Here is a 15,125-nt window from a genome sequence, read left to right on the forward strand (position 1 = left end):
TGCCCCGGCCAGGGAGGAGCGCCGTTTTCCCGCATGACCAGCCCGAGACCGCCCTCGAAGATCCGCGGTCTGCCAGGCTGGTCACCGCGGTGACCAGCCTGGCAGCCTTGTGGAGCCGGACGGCTCGTACGTCAGCTACAGCGCGCGACCCGGGTCACGGAGAACGGCTTGTAGGCGGCGGCGTAGAACTTCTTCTTGCCCTGGGTCTTGGCGTTGACCGTCATGCAGCGGGCCTTGGATGCCTTGTCGCCGACCGAGCCCTTACGTACGAACGTGATCTTGACGCTGAGCCTGTGACTGCAGTGGTTGTTGAAGTAGATGGTCGCGCTCGTGTTGCCCTCGCCCCAGGAGAAGTTGGCCCGCTTGCCGCTGGGCTTGGAGCAGCCGACGCTGTCGCGCTCGACTGCCGTCGTGGCCGCGCCGACCTGAGCCTGCGCGGAGGCGGCCGTTGCCGGGGCCAGCAACAGGGCCGCTGTGGCAGCGGAGCCGAGCAGGACGGATGCGAGCTTCTTGGGGTTCATACCTCAACCTCGAGAGAGTCCAGTAGATCTTGACGTGCCACCTTACCGACAACACCAAAATAGAGTAAAGGCAGGTCCGATTCGGTCCCCACGTCGTGCCTGGCATCCTGGACACGACATCGATGTGTCCGACCTGCCGGTTCCCGGGGCGATATCGCGAGCCGGGTCCGGCCGTCGCAGGAGGGCGGCCGCATGCTTCAGCACTGCGCAGCGCCGTTGAACCGACGAAGCCCTCTCGGAACCGTGTGCCAGAGCGTGCCCTGTGGCGGAACCCACGATGAGCGGCGGTCGACTGGCCGAGGGTGCCTGCGGCTTTACCCGGCGCACCCCTTTGCCGGGCGGCAGTTTCGGGCTCGGCGCTGATCCGAGTGGAGGGCCCGCTACGAAGCTCGGAGGGTCACGATTTGGCCCGCGTAGGCGAGTCCGGCACCGAACCCGAAGAGGAGGATCGGCTCATCGGTCGGAAGATCGTTGTCGGCCGCCATGCGGGACAGCGCGAGGGGGATGGACGCGGCGATCGTGTTGCCCGAGTGGGTGACGTCCTTGGCGACTTTGCCGGGCGGGACGCCGAGGTCCTCGGCGAGGGCGTCGATGATGCGGGTGTTCGCTTGATGGGGTACGAACGCGGCGAGTCGCTCGGGGGCCACGCCCGCGGCCTCGCAGATCTCTCTCGCCACGGTGCCGAGATCGCTGGCCCAGCGGAAGACGGCTCGGCCCTTCTGGTGGATGAATTGGTCGTCGGCGTTGATCTCGATGGCGTCGGCCTTTTCTCCCATGCTTCCCCACACGACGGGCCCGATGTCCGGGGTGGTACTGGGAGCGACGAGAGCGGCTCCGGCGCCGTCGCCGAACAGGATGGCGGTTTCGCGGTCGTTCCAGTCCAGCCAGGAGGTCGACTGATCGGCCGCGATCACGAGCACCTTGCGGGAGGTTCCGCTTCGGATGAGCGCGTCGGCGCATGCGAGCGCGTAGCAGAAGCCGGAGCAGGCGGTGTTGAGATCGAAGGCGGCCGGGTTCGCCAGGCCCAGCTCGGAGGCCACCTGGGCGGCGGTGCTGGGAATCGTGGAGGCGGCAGTGGAGGTCGCCACGATCAGGGTGTCGATGTCGGTGGCGTCGTCCGTGGACGCCAAGGCATGTTCAGCGGCTTTGACCGCCATGTCGGTCACGGTCTCCTCGCTAGGTGAGACGTGCCGCTGGCGAATGCCGGTGCGTTTGGCGATCCATTCCGGTTGCACGCCGGCGCGTTCGCCGACTTCCTCGTTGCCGAGGACTTCCGTGGGCTGGTAGTGGCCGAGCGCGATGATGCGCGAGCCTGCCGTGATATGGCCGGGAGCGCGGTGGCTGGGGGTCGTCATGTCATTCCGTTCGGATAGGCGTCAGTATGGCCGCGCACACGATCGAGCGCGGAAGGGCTGTGGCGGCCGACGCGGCGAAGGGGCGACTTGGCGTCCCCTCAGGCGAAGTAGGCGACGTAGTCGTCTGCGATCGCGGTGCGCAGGACGTCGTTGGTGATGCCGAACCCCTCGGCGAGCATGACCGCGTCGGGCAGGATGTCGGCACAGGTCTGGTCGATGAGCGCCGGCAGGCTTGTCACCTGCGATGCGGTGACGGCGCCGCGGGCGAGGAACCAGCCGGCTTCGCGGTGGATCTCCATGAGTCCGTACAGCACGGCGAGACGGCGCAGCGCTTGCCGTACTGACGCGTCCTCGCTCAGTGTCTCTATATCGCGGAGGAACCACTGCAGCGAGATCCGGGCACCGTGGGTGCGGGCGAAGTCGAGTACGGGGTTGACCACCTGGTTCCAGGCGTCGAAGCGGGTGTCTTCGTGCACCATCCGGTTCCCGAATCGGCTACTGGTGTCGTTCCGCAGTGATGTCTCACGGTGTGCGAGGAGGTCGAGCAGGTAATAGGGGTCGAGCAGATCACCTTGGCCAGGGGCGGACGAGGCGCCTGATGAGCGTTGCATCAGGTGGGTGGCGGCCTTGGTGAGGATGACGACGTTGTCCCCTTCGGCGGTGACGACTCCCTGGGCGATGCCGACGTAGTCGGCGATACGGTTGACCGAGAACATTCCCTGTGCGCCACATCGCTCCCGGCACGTGTGGATCACGTCGGAGGCCGACCAGGTGGCGACCGCTTTGGCGACCGCGATCAGATCGTCCAGCCGGTGTTCGCCCGGTTCCTTGTGAGGGGCGGTGAACTGCCGCTTGGTCTCGTTGACCAGCGACGTCATCACGTAGGCGGTGGCCAGGGCGCCGAACAGTTCGCGCTGGTGGCTGCGGTATTCGATGATGGGGACGTCCTGTCGCCCTGGTGCGAACGTCCGGCGCTGACAGGCGTAGCGGACTGCCACGAAGACGGCGGCGCGGGCACAGGCGAGCAATGCGGCCGTCAAAACCACCCGTCCGGTCGCAATGGGTTCGATCGCGCGCAGAAATCGCGACTGACGGCCGCGGACGGTGGCTTCGAAGACGCCGTCCGGGCGCAGGGTGCCGATGGCGCCGGACAGCAGAGCGCGCCGGGGAAGGCGTACGTCGTCGAACGAGGTGAGCCCGTTGTCGAGGCTGAGGCCGGGCTTTTCCGGCAGACTGCGTACCCGGATCCCGGGGCGTGGCCCGTCGCGGTCGCTGATGCGGACGATAAAAGGGAAGACGCCTTCGTCGGTGCCCGCCACTTTGAGGCGGGCCATGACGACGGCGAGTTTGGGAAAGGCGCCGGGAACGGTGTTGGGCATGAATTTCTGCGCCTGGGGACGGGGAGTACGCAGGATGAACTCCCCGGTCGCGTGGTCGTAGACCGCCTCGGTCTCCAGCGCCACGACGTTGTTCCCGTAGCCGAGTTCGGTGGCGAGGTAGAGACCCACGGACCGCATCGAGCCCAGGGCCTCAAGATGATCAGTGAGATCCGTACGCTCGCGGCCGTGGGCGAGGATGCTGCCGAGGCAGACGGCGTAGTGGATGGACAGCACCGCTTGTGTCGTGCCGTCGAGGAGGCATGCCCACTCCGTGATCGCGAACAGCCGGAGAGGGTCGTGGGCGATGTCAGCGGGGATCGCGAGTCGCTTGCGGAGATGATCGGCGCGCTCGTACGCCAGGTCGCAGGCCTGCGCGGCCGTCAGGTTCTCGCGCGGATCGAAGATGGAATCCAGCATGGCCTGCCGCGGCTCGTCGTGGAGCTTGTGAAAGGAGCCTGCGTAGACCAGCCTCAGCAGGTCCGGATGGGCCGCCGCGTCCGTCCCGGCGCGCGAGATGGACACGGCCGGCGAGCCGCTGCTCACGTCACCGCACCCTCGCCGGTTCCGTTGGCCTTGGCGTCCACCTGGTCGGCAGCTTGCCGCAGGGTGGTCTCGGGGGTGGCGAACTCTTCCTCTTCGATGGGTACGCCGAGCCGCTCCTGCAGGGATACGGCTACTTCGACGATGGCCAGTGAGTCGAGGTCCAGCGCCTCGAAGGTGGTCTCCGGCTGGAGGTCGTCCGAGGACACATTGAACTTGGTGACCAGTACTTCGTGTAGCTGTTCGTAGGCGTTTGCCATTGTTGCTCCTTTCTGTGTGCTTTCACCTTCCGTGGGTGGCGAGCGGGAGACAATTCGCTGTTCCGTGGGGCGGAACAGCTGGCGCCCGTCGTCAGGCGAGGCCCCCGTCGACCCGCAGGACGTGTCCGGTGACGTACGCGGCGTCGTCGGACAACAGGAAGGCGACAGCGCCGGCGATGTCGTCCGGGGTGCCGATCCGGCGCAGCGAGGTTCTTTCCAGGACGCGGTCGCGGGCCTTTCCCGGCATGTCCGAGATCATGGTGGTCTCGACCAGGCCGGGGGCGACCGCGTTCACACGGATACCCCGGGGGCCGAGTTCTTTCGCCAAGGAGAGGCTCAGGCCGATGACCCCGGCTTTCGCGGCGGAGTAATTGCACTGCCCTTCGCCTCCGAGGACTCCCACGGCGGAGGAGATGTTGACGATGACGCCGGCCCGGCGTTTCACGAACCGCAGGGCCATGGCCCGGCACATGTTCCAGACGCCGGTCAGGTCGGCGTCGATGACCTCTCGCCAGTCGTCTTGTGACATGAGGACAATGGGATGGTCGCGCAGGATGCCGGCGTTGTTCACGACGTGGGTGATGGGACCGATGGCGTCTTCCGCTTCGCGGACGAATTCCTCGACGGCCGTGAGATCGCTGACATCGCATGCGGCCGCGTGGCAGGTGGCGCCGTGCCGCCCGATCGCGGCCCGGCTATGTTCGGCCTCGTCGCCGGCATGCCGGGAGCAGCCGGCGATGTCATAGCCGTCTTGGGCGAGTCGCAGCGCGATCGCCCGGCCGATCCCACGGGAAAAGCCGGTGACCAGGGCGCGAGGTCGCTCGGTCATGTAAGCCTTCCTTTCCATTGTCATCGCGGAGCCGGGAGCGGAATGGAGAACATGGTGGTCGGCATGACTGACGCCGTGCCTTACATGCGGGCTGACACCCGGCGCCTGTTCCACCCGTCGGAACACTTTCTGCCATCTGGAGGGGGCGCGGGCGCAAGCTGATGTTTTCGTCCACCTCACCCGAGGACTGATATGTACGTCCGCTGCCTGGGCACTTTCATGGTCTGCATGGGTGATTCCGAAATCGTCATCCAGCCCTGCCGGAGAGCGCGACTGCTGATCGCTTTCCTGGTGAACGCCAACAGCGTGTTGTCCATCGACCAGATCAGCGCGGAGCTCTGGGGCGAAGATCCCTGCCCGGGCACCGCCAACTCGCTGCACGCCCAGGTCTCACGGCTGCGTAAGACCCTGACCGGCTGGGCGCCGGTCGGCCTGTCCACACAGTATCCGGGCTATGTGCTCACGATCGACGAGTCGTCGCTCGACATTACGAGGTTCACCCATCTTGCGGAGGCCTGCCGGCGGCACTGGCCCGCTGGCCCCGTCGCCGTCGTGGAGCATGCGCGTCAGGCGCTCGCGCTCTGGCTGGGCAGCCCCTTCCCAGGTCATCAGCTCGGCGCACTCGGCCAGATGGCGAAGGTACGTCTCGAGGAGACCAGGCTGGCGACCCTTGAGATGCTCATGGACGCCAGCCTGGAGCTCGGCCAGCATCGGCAATCGGTGGGTGAGCTGAGGCAACTGGTGGTGGCACACCCGTTTCAGGAGAAGTTCTACGAGCAGTTGATGCTCGCCCTGTACCGTTCCGGCCGGCAAGGTGAGGCTCTGGCGGCTTTCGAGCAGGCTCGCAGCAGGTTGTCGGAGTCGCTGGGAGTGGATCCGTCACCCAGATTGCACCAGAGGATGACCCAGATCCTGCGGCACGATCCGGCGCTGTGGAGCCCGTGCGATGAGCACCGTCTAGCCGCGGGCTGAGCCGGCCGTCAGGGAGAGCTCGGACCGGATTCGTTTCAGCATGCGAATGAGGATGCGAGCCTTCCCCATCGCCTCGAACGTAGCCCGGGGATGGCGTTCCAGGATCCACCGGATCGAGTCGGCCCAGCGCACGGGATGATCGATGTGCGCGGCGAGGGAACGCATGATCTCCTCGCGACGGTGCGGGCGGGCGGTCAGATTGGCGATCACGGGGAAGCGCGGCTCTTCGACGCCGATGTGCCGGAATCGCGCCGCGAACTCGGTGGCCGCCCGCGCCATGTGGGACGAATGGAAGGGGCCGCTCACCGCGAGCCGCCTGACGCTGGCCGCTCCGGCGGCGTCAAGGGCCACTTCCGCCGCGCCGATCGAGTCCGGCGGGCCGGCCAGGACCAACTGTGTGGGCGTGTTGAAGTTGACGATCTCGACATCTTCGTGGTGGTTCGCGGCGAGCACGTGGCGGATCCGTTCCTCGTCCAGGCCGAGCACGACCGTCATCGCACCGCGCACCGCACCGGTCAGCTGGGCACGGGCCTGGACCAGCCGCAGACCGGTGCCAAAAGTGAGAGCGCCGGCGGCCTCCAGTGCGTTGTACTCGCCCAGGCTGTGACCGAGTGCCCCGTCGGGCTCACCCGCCGTCCCACGCCAGTGGCGGTACTCCAGAGCGTTGACGACGTACACGGCGGGCTGGGTGTAAAGGGTGTCGTCCAGCAGCCCGTCAGGGTTGTCGTGGCACAGTCTGCGCACCGAGTATCCGAGGATCTCGTCGGCCTCGGCCGTCAGGTCGGGGTATTCGTCGAACAGTTCCCGGCCCATGCCGGCCTCCTGAACGCCCTGCCCGGGGAACATGACCACCGTCTCGCTCATCGTCGCGGCCTTCCCGTCTGGCCTTCCGGCAGGTCGTCAGGGGTGAACGCGGGCAGATGGCGGTGCTGGAACGGGTAGGGGACCAGCGGTATCCGGGCCGGGGGCGGAGCCCCCTGCCACTGGTCGGCCCAGTCGGCGGGGCCGCCGTTCAGCCAGGTCTGCGCCGCGGGGAAAGCCTCGCAGGTCTGGTCCGGAACGAGCACGGCTTCGTTCGCGGCTCCGCGCGCCAGCGCCGACGCCGCGACGGCCAGTTCGGCGTTGTCGCGTGCGAGGAGCACCCGCCGTATCGGGAGCTGGGCTCGTCCGTTCTGCAAGGTGTGGGCGACGGCGTCGAAGGCGGGTGCGCCGGGCCGGGAAAGCAGTGCCTCCAGCCTTGCGGCGAGTACGGGCATCGCCTCCTCGGTGGCGGTGCTCAGTGGGACCGGCATCGTCGTCCGCACGGGCGGCTGCTCCCGGACGGGCCGGGGTCCGGGCTCCTCGAGCACCACGTGCGCGTTGGCGCCTCCTACTCCGAACGAGTTCACTCCGGCCCGTCGCGGCCCTTGACCGGAATCGGGCCAGTCGGCCGTCCGCTCGGCGATCGCGATCGGGATGTCGGTCAGGTCGATGCGGTGGTTGAGGCGGCGGAATCCGGGTGTCGGCGGTATGGCCCGGTGCCGCAGTACGAGGATGGCCTTGGCGAGGCCGGCGGCCCCGGCCGAGCCTTCCAGGTGCCCGATGTTGGCTTTGACCGATCCGAGCCAGAGCCTCCCTTCGGGCCCGTTGATCCGTTTCCGGGCGCCGCCGGGCAACGACTCCATGAGCCGGAGCAGGCCCTTGACCTCGTGGGAGTCACCGAGCTGGGTCCCGGCCGCGTGAGCCTCGATGTATCCGATGTCGGCCAGGTTCAGGCCGGCCTGGGCGAGAGCACCGCCGACGAGCGTGGACTGCCCTTCAGGGTCGGTCAGAACCATGCCCCCGGAGCGCCCGTCGTGGTTGAGCCGGCAGCCGCGAATGACGGCGTGTACGGGGTCACCGTCGGCGAGGGCATCGTCCAGGCGTTTGAGCACGAAACAGAACGCACCTTCGCCTCGTACGTAGCCGTCGGCGGAGGCGTCGAAACTGGCCGCCTGGCCGGTCGGCGACAGCGCTCCGAACCGCATCATCACGGCATGCATGTAACCGTGCAGGAAGTGGTTGGCGCTGGCGACGACCGCGCAGCGGTAATCCCCCGCACGCAGGCCGGAGACCGCCATGCCGACGGCGGTGAGGCCCCCGGAGCAGGCGGTGTCGAGAGTGATGCTGGGGCCGCGCAGGTCGTACTGGTAGGAGATGCGGTTTGCCAGGAAGGTCTGCAGAAGTCCGAGCGCGGAGTAGCGATCCACGGCACCCACGTCGGCCATGCGCTGACGCCAGTCGTGGGCGGTGGTCGAGACGAAGACGGCCGTGTCGCTCCCGGCCAGCGTCTCGGGCACCGTCGCGGCGCTCTCGAACGCGTGCCAGCTCGCTTCGAGCAGCAGGCGCTGCTGCGGGTCCAGCCATGCGGCCATCCGGGGCGAGATGCCGAACAGCTCCGCGTCGAAGCCGTCGATGTCGTCCAGAAGGGAAGCCCACGGCTTCTCGACGCCGGCCAGCTCCGGACGGAACCCCATCATCCGATCACCGGTGACGGGCTCCATGGTCGTCCGGCCCTCCAGGAGCAGGTCCCAGAACGCCTCGGCGTCGTCGGCACCCGGTACGCGGGCCGACATGCCGATCACGGCGACAGGGAGGGCGGTGGTCGTCATCTGTGAGTGCCTTCCGTTCGCGGGGATGTCTACGGAACGTGCGCCCGGCGAACCCGCCGCCCCATAGCCGGTCCCAGTCTCGCCGCATCGGCTGACCGGCCACCCAACCATCTGGCCACCCCACGTGTCAGCAGCGGTGTCAGCGAAGGCGTGGTGCTCGTAGCCCTGGCCTCGTATTACGAATGGCCCGACCGTACGGAGATCGCCGAATGACCCTCATCACCGAGGCGAGGTCGAGAGTGGAGACGCTGGTCGACCAGGACAGCTTCATGGAACTCGGATGAACGCCATCTGCGAGCGCGTCATCAGCACCCTGCGCCGCGAACTCCTGGACCGGATCCTGATCCTCAATGAACACCACCTGGCCCAGGGGTATCTGATCCACTCGAACGAGCACCGGGCAGCGGAGTTCAGCGTGGACTATGGATCTCTGGTCGTCGCGGTGGACGTCCCTGTGCGATCCGTACCTTCGGCGTAAGCCTCTCGACGGCCGGCAACGCCTGCGAGGACGCCGCCCCGGGTGCTCGGAGCGAACGGCGGAACACGATCGGACGGGGCGGCCCGTCCGATCGTGCGGGTGAGGAGGTTATGCGAGCGCCGGTTCGCCGGAGGGGCGCGGCGCGCTCACCGGGCCCTCGTCGAGCGGCTGCGGAGGAGCGTTGAGCACCGCCTCGTCGATACGTCCCTCGCCGCGCGCGACGAGGACCGGCACCACGATCTGGCCGGCGACGTTGGTGGCGGTCCTGATCATGTCGAGGATCGGGTCGATGGCCAGCAGCAGGCCGACGCCCTCCAGGGGCAGGCCCAGCGTGCTGAGCGTCAGGGTCAGCATGACGGTCGCGCCCGTCAAACCCGCCGTGGCGGCCGAGCCGACCACCGAGACGAACGCGATCAGCAGGTAGTCGCCCACCCCGAGCGACACGCCGAACACCTGGGCCACGAAGATCGCCGCCAGCGCCGGGTAGATCGAGGCGCAGCCGTCCATCTTGGTGGTGGCGCCGAACGGCACCGCGAACGAGGCGTAGTCGCGATCGACGCCGAGGCGCTCGATCGTGACCTTCTGCGTCAGCGGCAGCGTGCCGACCGACGAGCGCGAGACGAAGGCCAGCTCGATCGCGGGCCAGGCGTTGCGGAAGAACGCGATCGGGTTGACCTTGCCGACCAGCGCGAGCAGCGCCGGGTAGACGGCCAGCAGGACGATGAAGCAGCCGATATAGACGCCGAGGCTGAGCTTGGCCAGCGGCGCGAGCAGGTCCCAGCCGTACGTGGAGACGGCCTTGCCGATCAGGCCCGCCGTACCGATGGGCGCCAGGCGGATGACCCACCACAGCGCCTTCTGCACCAGTTCGAGGACCGAGCGGCTGAAGGTGAGGAACGGCTCGGCCTTCTCGCCGACCGCCAGGGCCGCGGCGCCGAGCACGACCCCCAGGAAGACGATCTGGAGGACATTGAGTTCGGTGAACGCCGTGACGATGTTCGTCGGGATGATGCCGGTGAGGAAGTCGACCCAGGATCCGACGTGCTCGGGCGCCTTCGCACCCGCCGTGCTCAGGGCAACGCCCTGACCGGGATTGATGATCAGGCCGAGGCCGATGCCGACGATGACGGCGATCAGCGCGGTGGCCAGGAACCAGAACAACGTCTTGCCCGCCAGCCTGGCCGCGCCGTTGACGTTGCGCAGGTTGGCGACGCTGACCACGACGGCGGCGAACACCAGCGGCGGCACCGCCAGCTTGAGCAGCTGGACGAAGATCGCTCCGACTTCGGTGAGGGTGGCGGCGAGCCAGGCGAGGTCCCAGACGCGGGCGGCGAAGCCGAGGGCGACCCCCAGGACCAGGCCCAGCAGCAACTGCAGGGAGAAAGAGAATCTCTTCACGATGAGGAAGGCTCCGAAAGGGCGCATGCCTGGGAGGGCATGCGAGAAGGGGGTGAGTGAGGGGCGGGCGCTACATCCGAGCGCGGTCAGTGGCAGAGGGAGCCGGTCAGACGGCAGAGATCGATGTGCGGTCGCTCAATGGGCCACACAGGCAGAAACGGCCAGTAAGTCGTACGAATGGGTTGGCATCCCGACTGTAAGAGTGATCTCCTTCCCAAATCAAGACTTTCCCGATCGGAAATTTGGGACACACGCTGCGGGCGATCTTGTGCTAGCTTTTCCATATCTTTCTAGTAGAGAAAGTAGGGATTATGGGCACCGATCTCGCCGCCCTCGCCACCACCCACCGGCCGTACGAACCGGAGGAGTGCGCCGAACTCGCCCGCCGGGCCGCAGAGCTCGTCGACATCGGCGAGCTACCGCGCGGCGGGCCCGGAGGATACGTGCTGCTGTGGTCGGACGAGCACTCCATCGCATGGCTCAACACCTGGTGGGAGGCTCGCGACACCGGCTTCCACGACCACGACGGATCGGCGGTCGGCGTGCACGTCCTGGCAGGAAGAGTCTCCAACGAAGGGCTTCCCATCGGAGGCGCGCGGCGGGCCGGGGTCTACGGAGCGGGCGAGTCGTTCTCCTTCCCCGGAACCGGCATCCACCGGATGGATCACCAGGCGGGCGCGATCACGATCCACGTCTACTCGCCACCACTGCGCGGCATCGGACACTACGAGGTGGTGGACGGGTTCCTGCGACGTACGCCCGGCTCCCCTGACGAGGCCTCGCCACCGAGCCCGGGGCTGCGGGAGGCGCTCGGCGTCGGCTGATCGAGATCACCAGCGGTCAGGTCGAGCACGGGCCGGACGGCCCAAGTCATTACCCCGCCGCCGGGGCCGGCCCGTCCACCAGGCTCTGCGACCATTGCCGCATCCCGGGCTCCGGCTCGGTCAGGCAGTACCGGCGGAACAGCACGGCACCGCCATCTGCAGGACGGCATCTTCCCCCGTCGCCGTCCTGGCGGCGACCTCGCACGCTCACCCCTCGCAGACTTTCTCCCCGAGCGACAACCTCAAGGGATCAGCTCTGCCCTCGCGTTGGCGCGCAGGCCGCCGCCGCCAGCAGCGCGTCGGGGTTGTTGTCCCGATTGATCGCCACGGTGATCGGGGTCAGCGTCAGCACCAGCGCGGCCAGCAGCCGTGCGGTGCAGGATGATCATCGCGGCGACGCCTTCCAGCACCTGGAGCACCCGCGACGGCTTCGTCGAGCGCACCTCCTCCGGCGGCGGCGTCAGCCTCGACGCGCCGACGCTGCAGGCCGGCATCGGCGAGGCGCGCTGGTGATCTTCTCGCGGAATCGGCCATTCATGAGAACCACTTCGTCACGCGCCGAGTGCGGTCAGTGCCCGGCGAGTGACGTCGGCCGGGGCTGCGGCGATGACGCCGTTGAGTGCGTCCATCGAGTTCTGAAGGTCGGTGATGGCCTGAGCGATGCGGTCGCGCTCCTGGTAAAGGTCGGCGAGCAGGTCTGAGCAGGTGGGGACGAGACGGTCGCCGGTGTCCCGCAGGCACGGCAGAACCGTGGTGATCGTCGAGGTGCTCAGGCCGGCAGCCAGCAGGCTACGAATGCGGCGGACGATGGCAACATCCTCTTCGACGTATTCCCGGTAACCGCTGGGGCGCCGCTGCGGGTGGAGCAGACCCTGCTCCTCGTAATAGCGCAGCAGGTGCACGGCCACGCCGGTCCGCCGGGACAGCTCGCCGATGCGCACGAGGACCTCCTGATGGCCGGGCGGACATTGCCGCCCGCCTTGACTCTCATACCGATATGAGACTTTAGCGTGTGCGGCATGAACGTGAACAAGGGGTTCGCGACGCTTGCGGCATTGTGCGCGAGTGTCTTTGTCGTGGGTACCTCGGAGTATCTGATCGCCGGGCTGCTACCCCAGGTCGGAGCCGATCTGGACGTCTCCGTGGGAACCGCGGGACAAGCGGTGACCGCGTACGCGCTCGGGGTGGTGGCCGGAGGGCCCGTCATGGCGCTGCTGACCGCGCGACTGCCGCGCAAGGGGCTCGCCATCGGCCTGATGCTACTGTTCGCGGCGGGTAGCGCGATCAGTGCCGTGGCGCCTTCGTTCGGCCTGCTCCTGGTGGGCCGCGTAGTGTCCTCGCTCAGCCACGCCGTCTTCCTGGCCCTGGCGCTGGTGACGGCCACCCGGGTGGTCCCGTCCGAGAAGACGGGCTCGGCCATCGCCACTGTCGCGTCCGGCTTCACCGTGGCCACGCTCCTCGGGGTACCTCTGGGGGCGCTGCTCGGGCAGAGCGCTGGGTGGCGGGCTCCGTTCGCCGTGCTGACCGCTCTGTCTCTGGCGGGCGTCGTGCTCCTGGCCGCGGTGCTGCCCCGGCAGGAGGCGCCGACCACCCGACTGCGTGACGAGGTACGCGTGGTGACGCGTCGGCCGGTCCTGCTCGCCATCGTCACCACCGCGGTGGGCTTCTCCGGGGTCGCCACGGTGTTCACCTACATCGCCCCGCTGCTGACCCGTGTATCCGGTTTCTCCACCGCGGCGGTCTCCGGTCTGCTGCTCGCCTACGGCGCGGGGAGTTTCCTCGGCAACCTCACCGCCGGAAGGCTGACCGACAGGTCGATGAGCGCAACCGTACGTGGGGTCTTCGGCGGGCTGACGGGGACGCTCTTGCTCATCCCGTTCGCCGCGGTGTGGCAGCCCACGGCCGTGGTCGTGGTCCTGGTGCTCGGCCTGCTCGCCACCGCGACCATCGCCCCGCTGCAGGGACTGATCCTGCACCACGCGGGCGCCGCTCCGACCCTGGCCGTGGCCGCCAACGTGGGTGCCTTCAACCTCGGCGCGGCAGCCGGCTCGGTCGTCGGCGGCGCCATCGTCGCCGCCGGCGCTCTGCGCTGGACCGGCCTGGCGGGCGCGGTGCTGAGCCTGATCGGCTTGGCCCTCACCTACCTCGTCCTGCCCCGGACACGGACGCCGGCGCGGGACGCCGAACCCGAAGTTTCCATCGCCGCCTGACCCCTTCACCCCGCAAGGGAGGTCGCCGTGCACGCGATCCAGATCGCTCCAGGAGCTCGGGAGGTCGGGCCCGAACTCTGCCGTCCAAGCCCCTCACCGCCCCCGCCAAGAACGGGAGCGCCGGCGCGGGCTCGGTGGCCGCTGAATACGCATGGGCTCACGGAATGAGGGTCACCTCGGGGTGGCGCGGGCTCGGGCGGTCGAAGAGGAGAGTGCCGCGCTTCTTCAGGTGCAGGTCGAAGAAGGCGGCGGAGTAGGCACGCTGGGCGGCGAGGGAGCGGCTCGGGTCTATCGTCCCGATGAGGCCGGAGGCGTCGACGTTCAGCTTCTCGGCGTACTGGGGCACCAGCGCCTGGGCGTCGCTGAAGGAGATGTGCTCGGCTCCGGTGAAACGCAGTTCGCGCTTCCAGCCCGTCGACCTGTCCCACAGGGACTGCCAGGTGGGATCGCTCGCCCGGGTGTGCGACTCGGCCGCCATCTGCAGGAACGGCTTGGCCAGGCCGGTTTGCGCCACCGGGCCGCGGTGCCCGCCGTCCAGGTTGACTCCCGCGTCGACGCGGCGGTCGTCATGGGCGAGTTGCAGCGCCGACGAGCCGCCCATGGAATGGCCCAGCGCTCCGATGCGGGACAGGTTCAGCCCGCCGCGCAGCCCCGCCGGGAGCCTGCGCCGGTCGGCGTCGGGGTTGTGTCCCAGGTTCAGGCGGGCGAGCTGGTCAAGGACGAAGGTCATGTCATCGACGCGTACGTCCACCGCCTTGCTCATGTCCTCTGCCGTCCACTCCGCCGTGAAATCGGTACGTTCGAGCCGTCCGCCGGGGAACTCGACCTGCGCCGTCTCGTAGGTGTGATCGACGCTGACGACGACGTACCCGCGGCTGGCCAGGTCTTCCACGACGGTGGTGCCGAAGGTGCGCGGCACCCGGAACCCGGGCGAGTACAACACGACCGGCAGCCTCCCGCCGGTTCTGTCCATCGGCGCCCCCTCCTGGGAGTGCGTCGTGGCCCCGGCCCAGTCCACCTCCCCGGGCGCCAGGGTCCGGCCGAAGTCGGCCGCCGCCAGCGGCGACATGTACGGCGCGGTGGGGAGCCCCGCCTTCCGCCGCGCCGGATACCACACGCTCACCATGAGCTCCCGATACGCCCGCCCCGCCACCCACGGATCGGGGCGCGACCGGTCCACCAGATGCAGCGCCACGGTGCCGACCGGATACTTCCCGGCGGGCGGCGGCAAGGTCACCCGGATCCCGGCCCCGCCGATGGCGGGCTCCGCCGCCGCCTCTGTGGCCATCGGCCCGGCGGCCAGCGCCAGGCACAGGGCGGCGATCGTCCCCGTCCGGCCGGGTCGTGTGACAGTCGTCCCCATCGCGCTTTCTCCTCACGGGCGGATGAATCTTCCTGTGAAGGAGCCTTGCAGCGCTCTTCCTCACGGTGATCCTGCGGTGGAACGAACTCCGCGTGCCACCCGGGTATGACCGAAGTGATCAATCCGGCCATCGGGTCATACTCACGTCGCACTCCGGGCGGGGTCCCGTTGCCGTCATCTTGACCGCGATCGGGTCACGCGTGGCGCCCGGGCGGCGGCGTCCATCCGGGGACATTCCCCAGCCACGCACCGAGACCCGGCGAGGGGCCGAGTTGACTGACGTTTTCGGGCTCTGGCTCACTCTCGACGATCAATTACTTGGAGTGATGCCAGTGGCGCGGACGGATCGCGACGCCGCGGCCGCTG

At 68.4% G+C, this 15,125-nt stretch carries 16 protein-coding genes; 5 read left to right on the top strand and 11 right to left on the bottom strand.

Annotated elements, in window-relative coordinates:
- Positions 1 to 131: 131 nt before the first annotated feature.
- The 5 genes from C4V41_RS06625 to fabG all read right to left on the bottom strand — a co-directional run bounded on the left by C4V41_RS06625 (position 132) and on the right by fabG (position 4,998).
- Positions 132 to 521, bottom strand: coding sequence for a hypothetical protein (locus C4V41_RS06625; protein ID WP_103954898.1), 390 nt, complete (start codon positions 519 to 521; stop codon positions 132 to 134).
- 380 nt (positions 522 to 901) lie between these two features.
- Complete coding sequence (locus C4V41_RS06630) at positions 902 to 1,876, bottom strand: beta-ketoacyl-ACP synthase III (protein WP_103954899.1); 975 nt, start codon at positions 1,874 to 1,876, stop codon at positions 902 to 904.
- A 98-nt stretch (positions 1,877 to 1,974) separates the two neighbouring features.
- Entirely contained in the window at positions 1,975 to 3,798 is a 1,824-nt protein-coding gene (locus C4V41_RS06635; RefSeq protein ID WP_103954900.1) for an acyl-CoA dehydrogenase family protein, read from the bottom strand.
- The gene (locus tag C4V41_RS06640) at positions 3,795 to 4,055 is read right to left on the bottom strand and encodes an acyl carrier protein (RefSeq protein ID WP_103954901.1); all 261 of its coding nucleotides are present in this window, start codon (positions 4,053 to 4,055) and stop codon (positions 3,795 to 3,797) included. The genes C4V41_RS06635 and C4V41_RS06640 overlap by 4 nt, the downstream gene beginning before the upstream one ends.
- 91 nt (positions 4,056 to 4,146) lie before the next feature.
- Positions 4,147 to 4,998 carry a 3-oxoacyl-ACP reductase FabG gene (gene fabG / locus C4V41_RS06645; protein ID WP_200823798.1) on the bottom strand — a complete coding sequence of 284 codons (852 nt, stop codon included), beginning with the start codon at positions 4,996 to 4,998 and terminating at the stop codon, positions 4,147 to 4,149.
- A 78-nt stretch (positions 4,999 to 5,076) separates the two neighbouring features.
- On the opposite strand from fabG, the gene C4V41_RS06650 reads away from it, so the two are divergent.
- Complete coding sequence (locus C4V41_RS06650; RefSeq protein ID WP_103954903.1) at positions 5,077 to 5,856, top strand: AfsR/SARP family transcriptional regulator; 780 nt, start codon at positions 5,077 to 5,079, stop codon at positions 5,854 to 5,856.
- On the opposite strand, the gene fabD is transcribed toward C4V41_RS06650, so the two are convergent.
- Both fabD and C4V41_RS06660 read right to left on the bottom strand, forming a co-directional pair.
- Positions 5,842 to 6,720 (bottom strand): ACP S-malonyltransferase, encoded by an 879-nt coding sequence (fabD, locus tag C4V41_RS06655; RefSeq protein WP_103954904.1) that lies wholly within the window; start codon positions 6,718 to 6,720, stop codon positions 5,842 to 5,844. The two genes, C4V41_RS06650 and fabD, sit on opposite strands and share 15 nt — an antisense overlap.
- A complete protein-coding gene (locus C4V41_RS06660; RefSeq protein WP_103954905.1) occupies positions 6,717 to 8,486 on the bottom strand; it encodes a polyketide synthase in 1,770 nt (589 codons plus the stop codon). Before C4V41_RS06660 ends, fabD begins: the two co-directional genes overlap by 4 nt.
- 280 nt (positions 8,487 to 8,766) lie before the next feature.
- Between C4V41_RS06660 and C4V41_RS62760 the strand changes: the two genes are divergently transcribed.
- Positions 8,767 to 8,964 carry an integrase core domain-containing protein gene (locus tag C4V41_RS62760; RefSeq protein WP_200823799.1) on the top strand — a complete coding sequence of 66 codons (198 nt, stop codon included), beginning with the start codon at positions 8,767 to 8,769 and terminating at the stop codon, positions 8,962 to 8,964.
- A gap of 108 nt (positions 8,965 to 9,072) precedes the next feature.
- Here the strand turns inward: C4V41_RS62760 and C4V41_RS06670 are convergent, their stop codons facing one another.
- Entirely contained in the window at positions 9,073 to 10,362 is a 1,290-nt protein-coding gene (locus C4V41_RS06670; protein ID WP_235029946.1) for a dicarboxylate/amino acid:cation symporter, read from the bottom strand.
- Positions 10,363 to 10,448: 86 nt separating this feature from the next.
- On the bottom strand, positions 10,449 to 10,646 hold the full coding sequence (locus tag C4V41_RS66035; protein WP_407669931.1) for a putative leader peptide: 198 nt from the start codon (positions 10,644 to 10,646) through the stop codon (positions 10,449 to 10,451).
- Positions 10,647 to 10,673: 27 nt separating this feature from the next.
- On the opposite strand from C4V41_RS66035, the gene C4V41_RS06675 reads away from it, so the two are divergent.
- Together C4V41_RS06675 and C4V41_RS65265 are read left to right on the top strand one after the other, a co-directional pair.
- On the top strand, positions 10,674 to 11,186 hold the full coding sequence (locus C4V41_RS06675; RefSeq protein WP_103954907.1) for a cupin domain-containing protein: 513 nt from the start codon (positions 10,674 to 10,676) through the stop codon (positions 11,184 to 11,186).
- Between the two features lie 381 nt (positions 11,187 to 11,567).
- The gene (locus C4V41_RS65265; RefSeq protein WP_268808545.1) at positions 11,568 to 11,699 is read left to right on the top strand and encodes a hypothetical protein; all 132 of its coding nucleotides are present in this window, start codon (positions 11,568 to 11,570) and stop codon (positions 11,697 to 11,699) included.
- Between the two features lie 38 nt (positions 11,700 to 11,737).
- Here the strand turns inward: C4V41_RS65265 and C4V41_RS06680 are convergent, their stop codons facing one another.
- A complete protein-coding gene (locus C4V41_RS06680; RefSeq protein WP_103954908.1) occupies positions 11,738 to 12,127 on the bottom strand; it encodes a MerR family transcriptional regulator in 390 nt (129 codons plus the stop codon).
- Between the two features lie 78 nt (positions 12,128 to 12,205).
- Here C4V41_RS06680 and C4V41_RS06685 point away from each other — a divergent pair, with 78 nt between their 5' ends.
- A complete protein-coding gene (locus C4V41_RS06685) occupies positions 12,206 to 13,396 on the top strand; it encodes an MFS transporter (RefSeq protein ID WP_200823800.1) in 1,191 nt (396 codons plus the stop codon).
- 157 nt (positions 13,397 to 13,553) lie between these two features.
- Here the strand turns inward: C4V41_RS06685 and C4V41_RS06690 are convergent, their stop codons facing one another.
- Positions 13,554 to 14,759, bottom strand: a complete 1,206-nt coding sequence (locus tag C4V41_RS06690; RefSeq protein WP_235029948.1) for an alpha/beta hydrolase family protein — start codon at positions 14,757 to 14,759, stop codon at positions 13,554 to 13,556.
- Between the last annotated feature and the right edge of the window lie 366 nt (positions 14,760 to 15,125).

It is taken from the genome of Nonomuraea solani (genome assembly GCF_900108335.1).
GTDB lineage: Bacteria > Actinomycetota > Actinomycetes > Streptosporangiales > Streptosporangiaceae > Nonomuraea > Nonomuraea solani.

Bases quoted from the DNA above. Each gene is read 5' to 3' on its own strand.
- C4V41_RS06640 (WP_103954901.1), bottom strand. From the start codon at position 4,055: ATGGCAAACGCCTACGAACAGCTACACGAAGTACTGGTCACCAAGTTC.
- C4V41_RS06690 (WP_235029948.1), bottom strand. From the start codon at position 14,759: ATGGGGACGACTGTCACACGACCCGGCCGGACGGGGACGATCGCCGCC.
- C4V41_RS62760 (WP_200823799.1), top strand. From the start codon at position 8,767: ATGAACGCCATCTGCGAGCGCGTCATCAGCACCCTGCGCCGCGAACTC.
- C4V41_RS06650 (WP_103954903.1), top strand. From the start codon at position 5,077: ATGTACGTCCGCTGCCTGGGCACTTTCATGGTCTGCATGGGTGATTCC.
- C4V41_RS06660 (WP_103954905.1), bottom strand. From the start codon at position 8,486: ATGACGACCACCGCCCTCCCTGTCGCCGTGATCGGCATGTCGGCCCGC.
- C4V41_RS06630 (WP_103954899.1), bottom strand. From the start codon at position 1,876: ATGACGACCCCCAGCCACCGCGCTCCCGGCCATATCACGGCAGGCTCG.
- C4V41_RS65265 (WP_268808545.1), top strand. From the start codon at position 11,568: ATGATCATCGCGGCGACGCCTTCCAGCACCTGGAGCACCCGCGACGGC.
- C4V41_RS06685 (WP_200823800.1), top strand. From the start codon at position 12,206: ATGAACGTGAACAAGGGGTTCGCGACGCTTGCGGCATTGTGCGCGAGT.
- C4V41_RS06625 (WP_103954898.1), bottom strand. From the start codon at position 521: ATGAACCCCAAGAAGCTCGCATCCGTCCTGCTCGGCTCCGCTGCCACA.
- C4V41_RS66035 (WP_407669931.1), bottom strand. From the start codon at position 10,646: ATGGAAAAGCTAGCACAAGATCGCCCGCAGCGTGTGTCCCAAATTTCC.
- C4V41_RS06675 (WP_103954907.1), top strand. From the start codon at position 10,674: ATGGGCACCGATCTCGCCGCCCTCGCCACCACCCACCGGCCGTACGAA.
- fabD (WP_103954904.1), bottom strand. From the start codon at position 6,720: ATGAGCGAGACGGTGGTCATGTTCCCCGGGCAGGGCGTTCAGGAGGCC.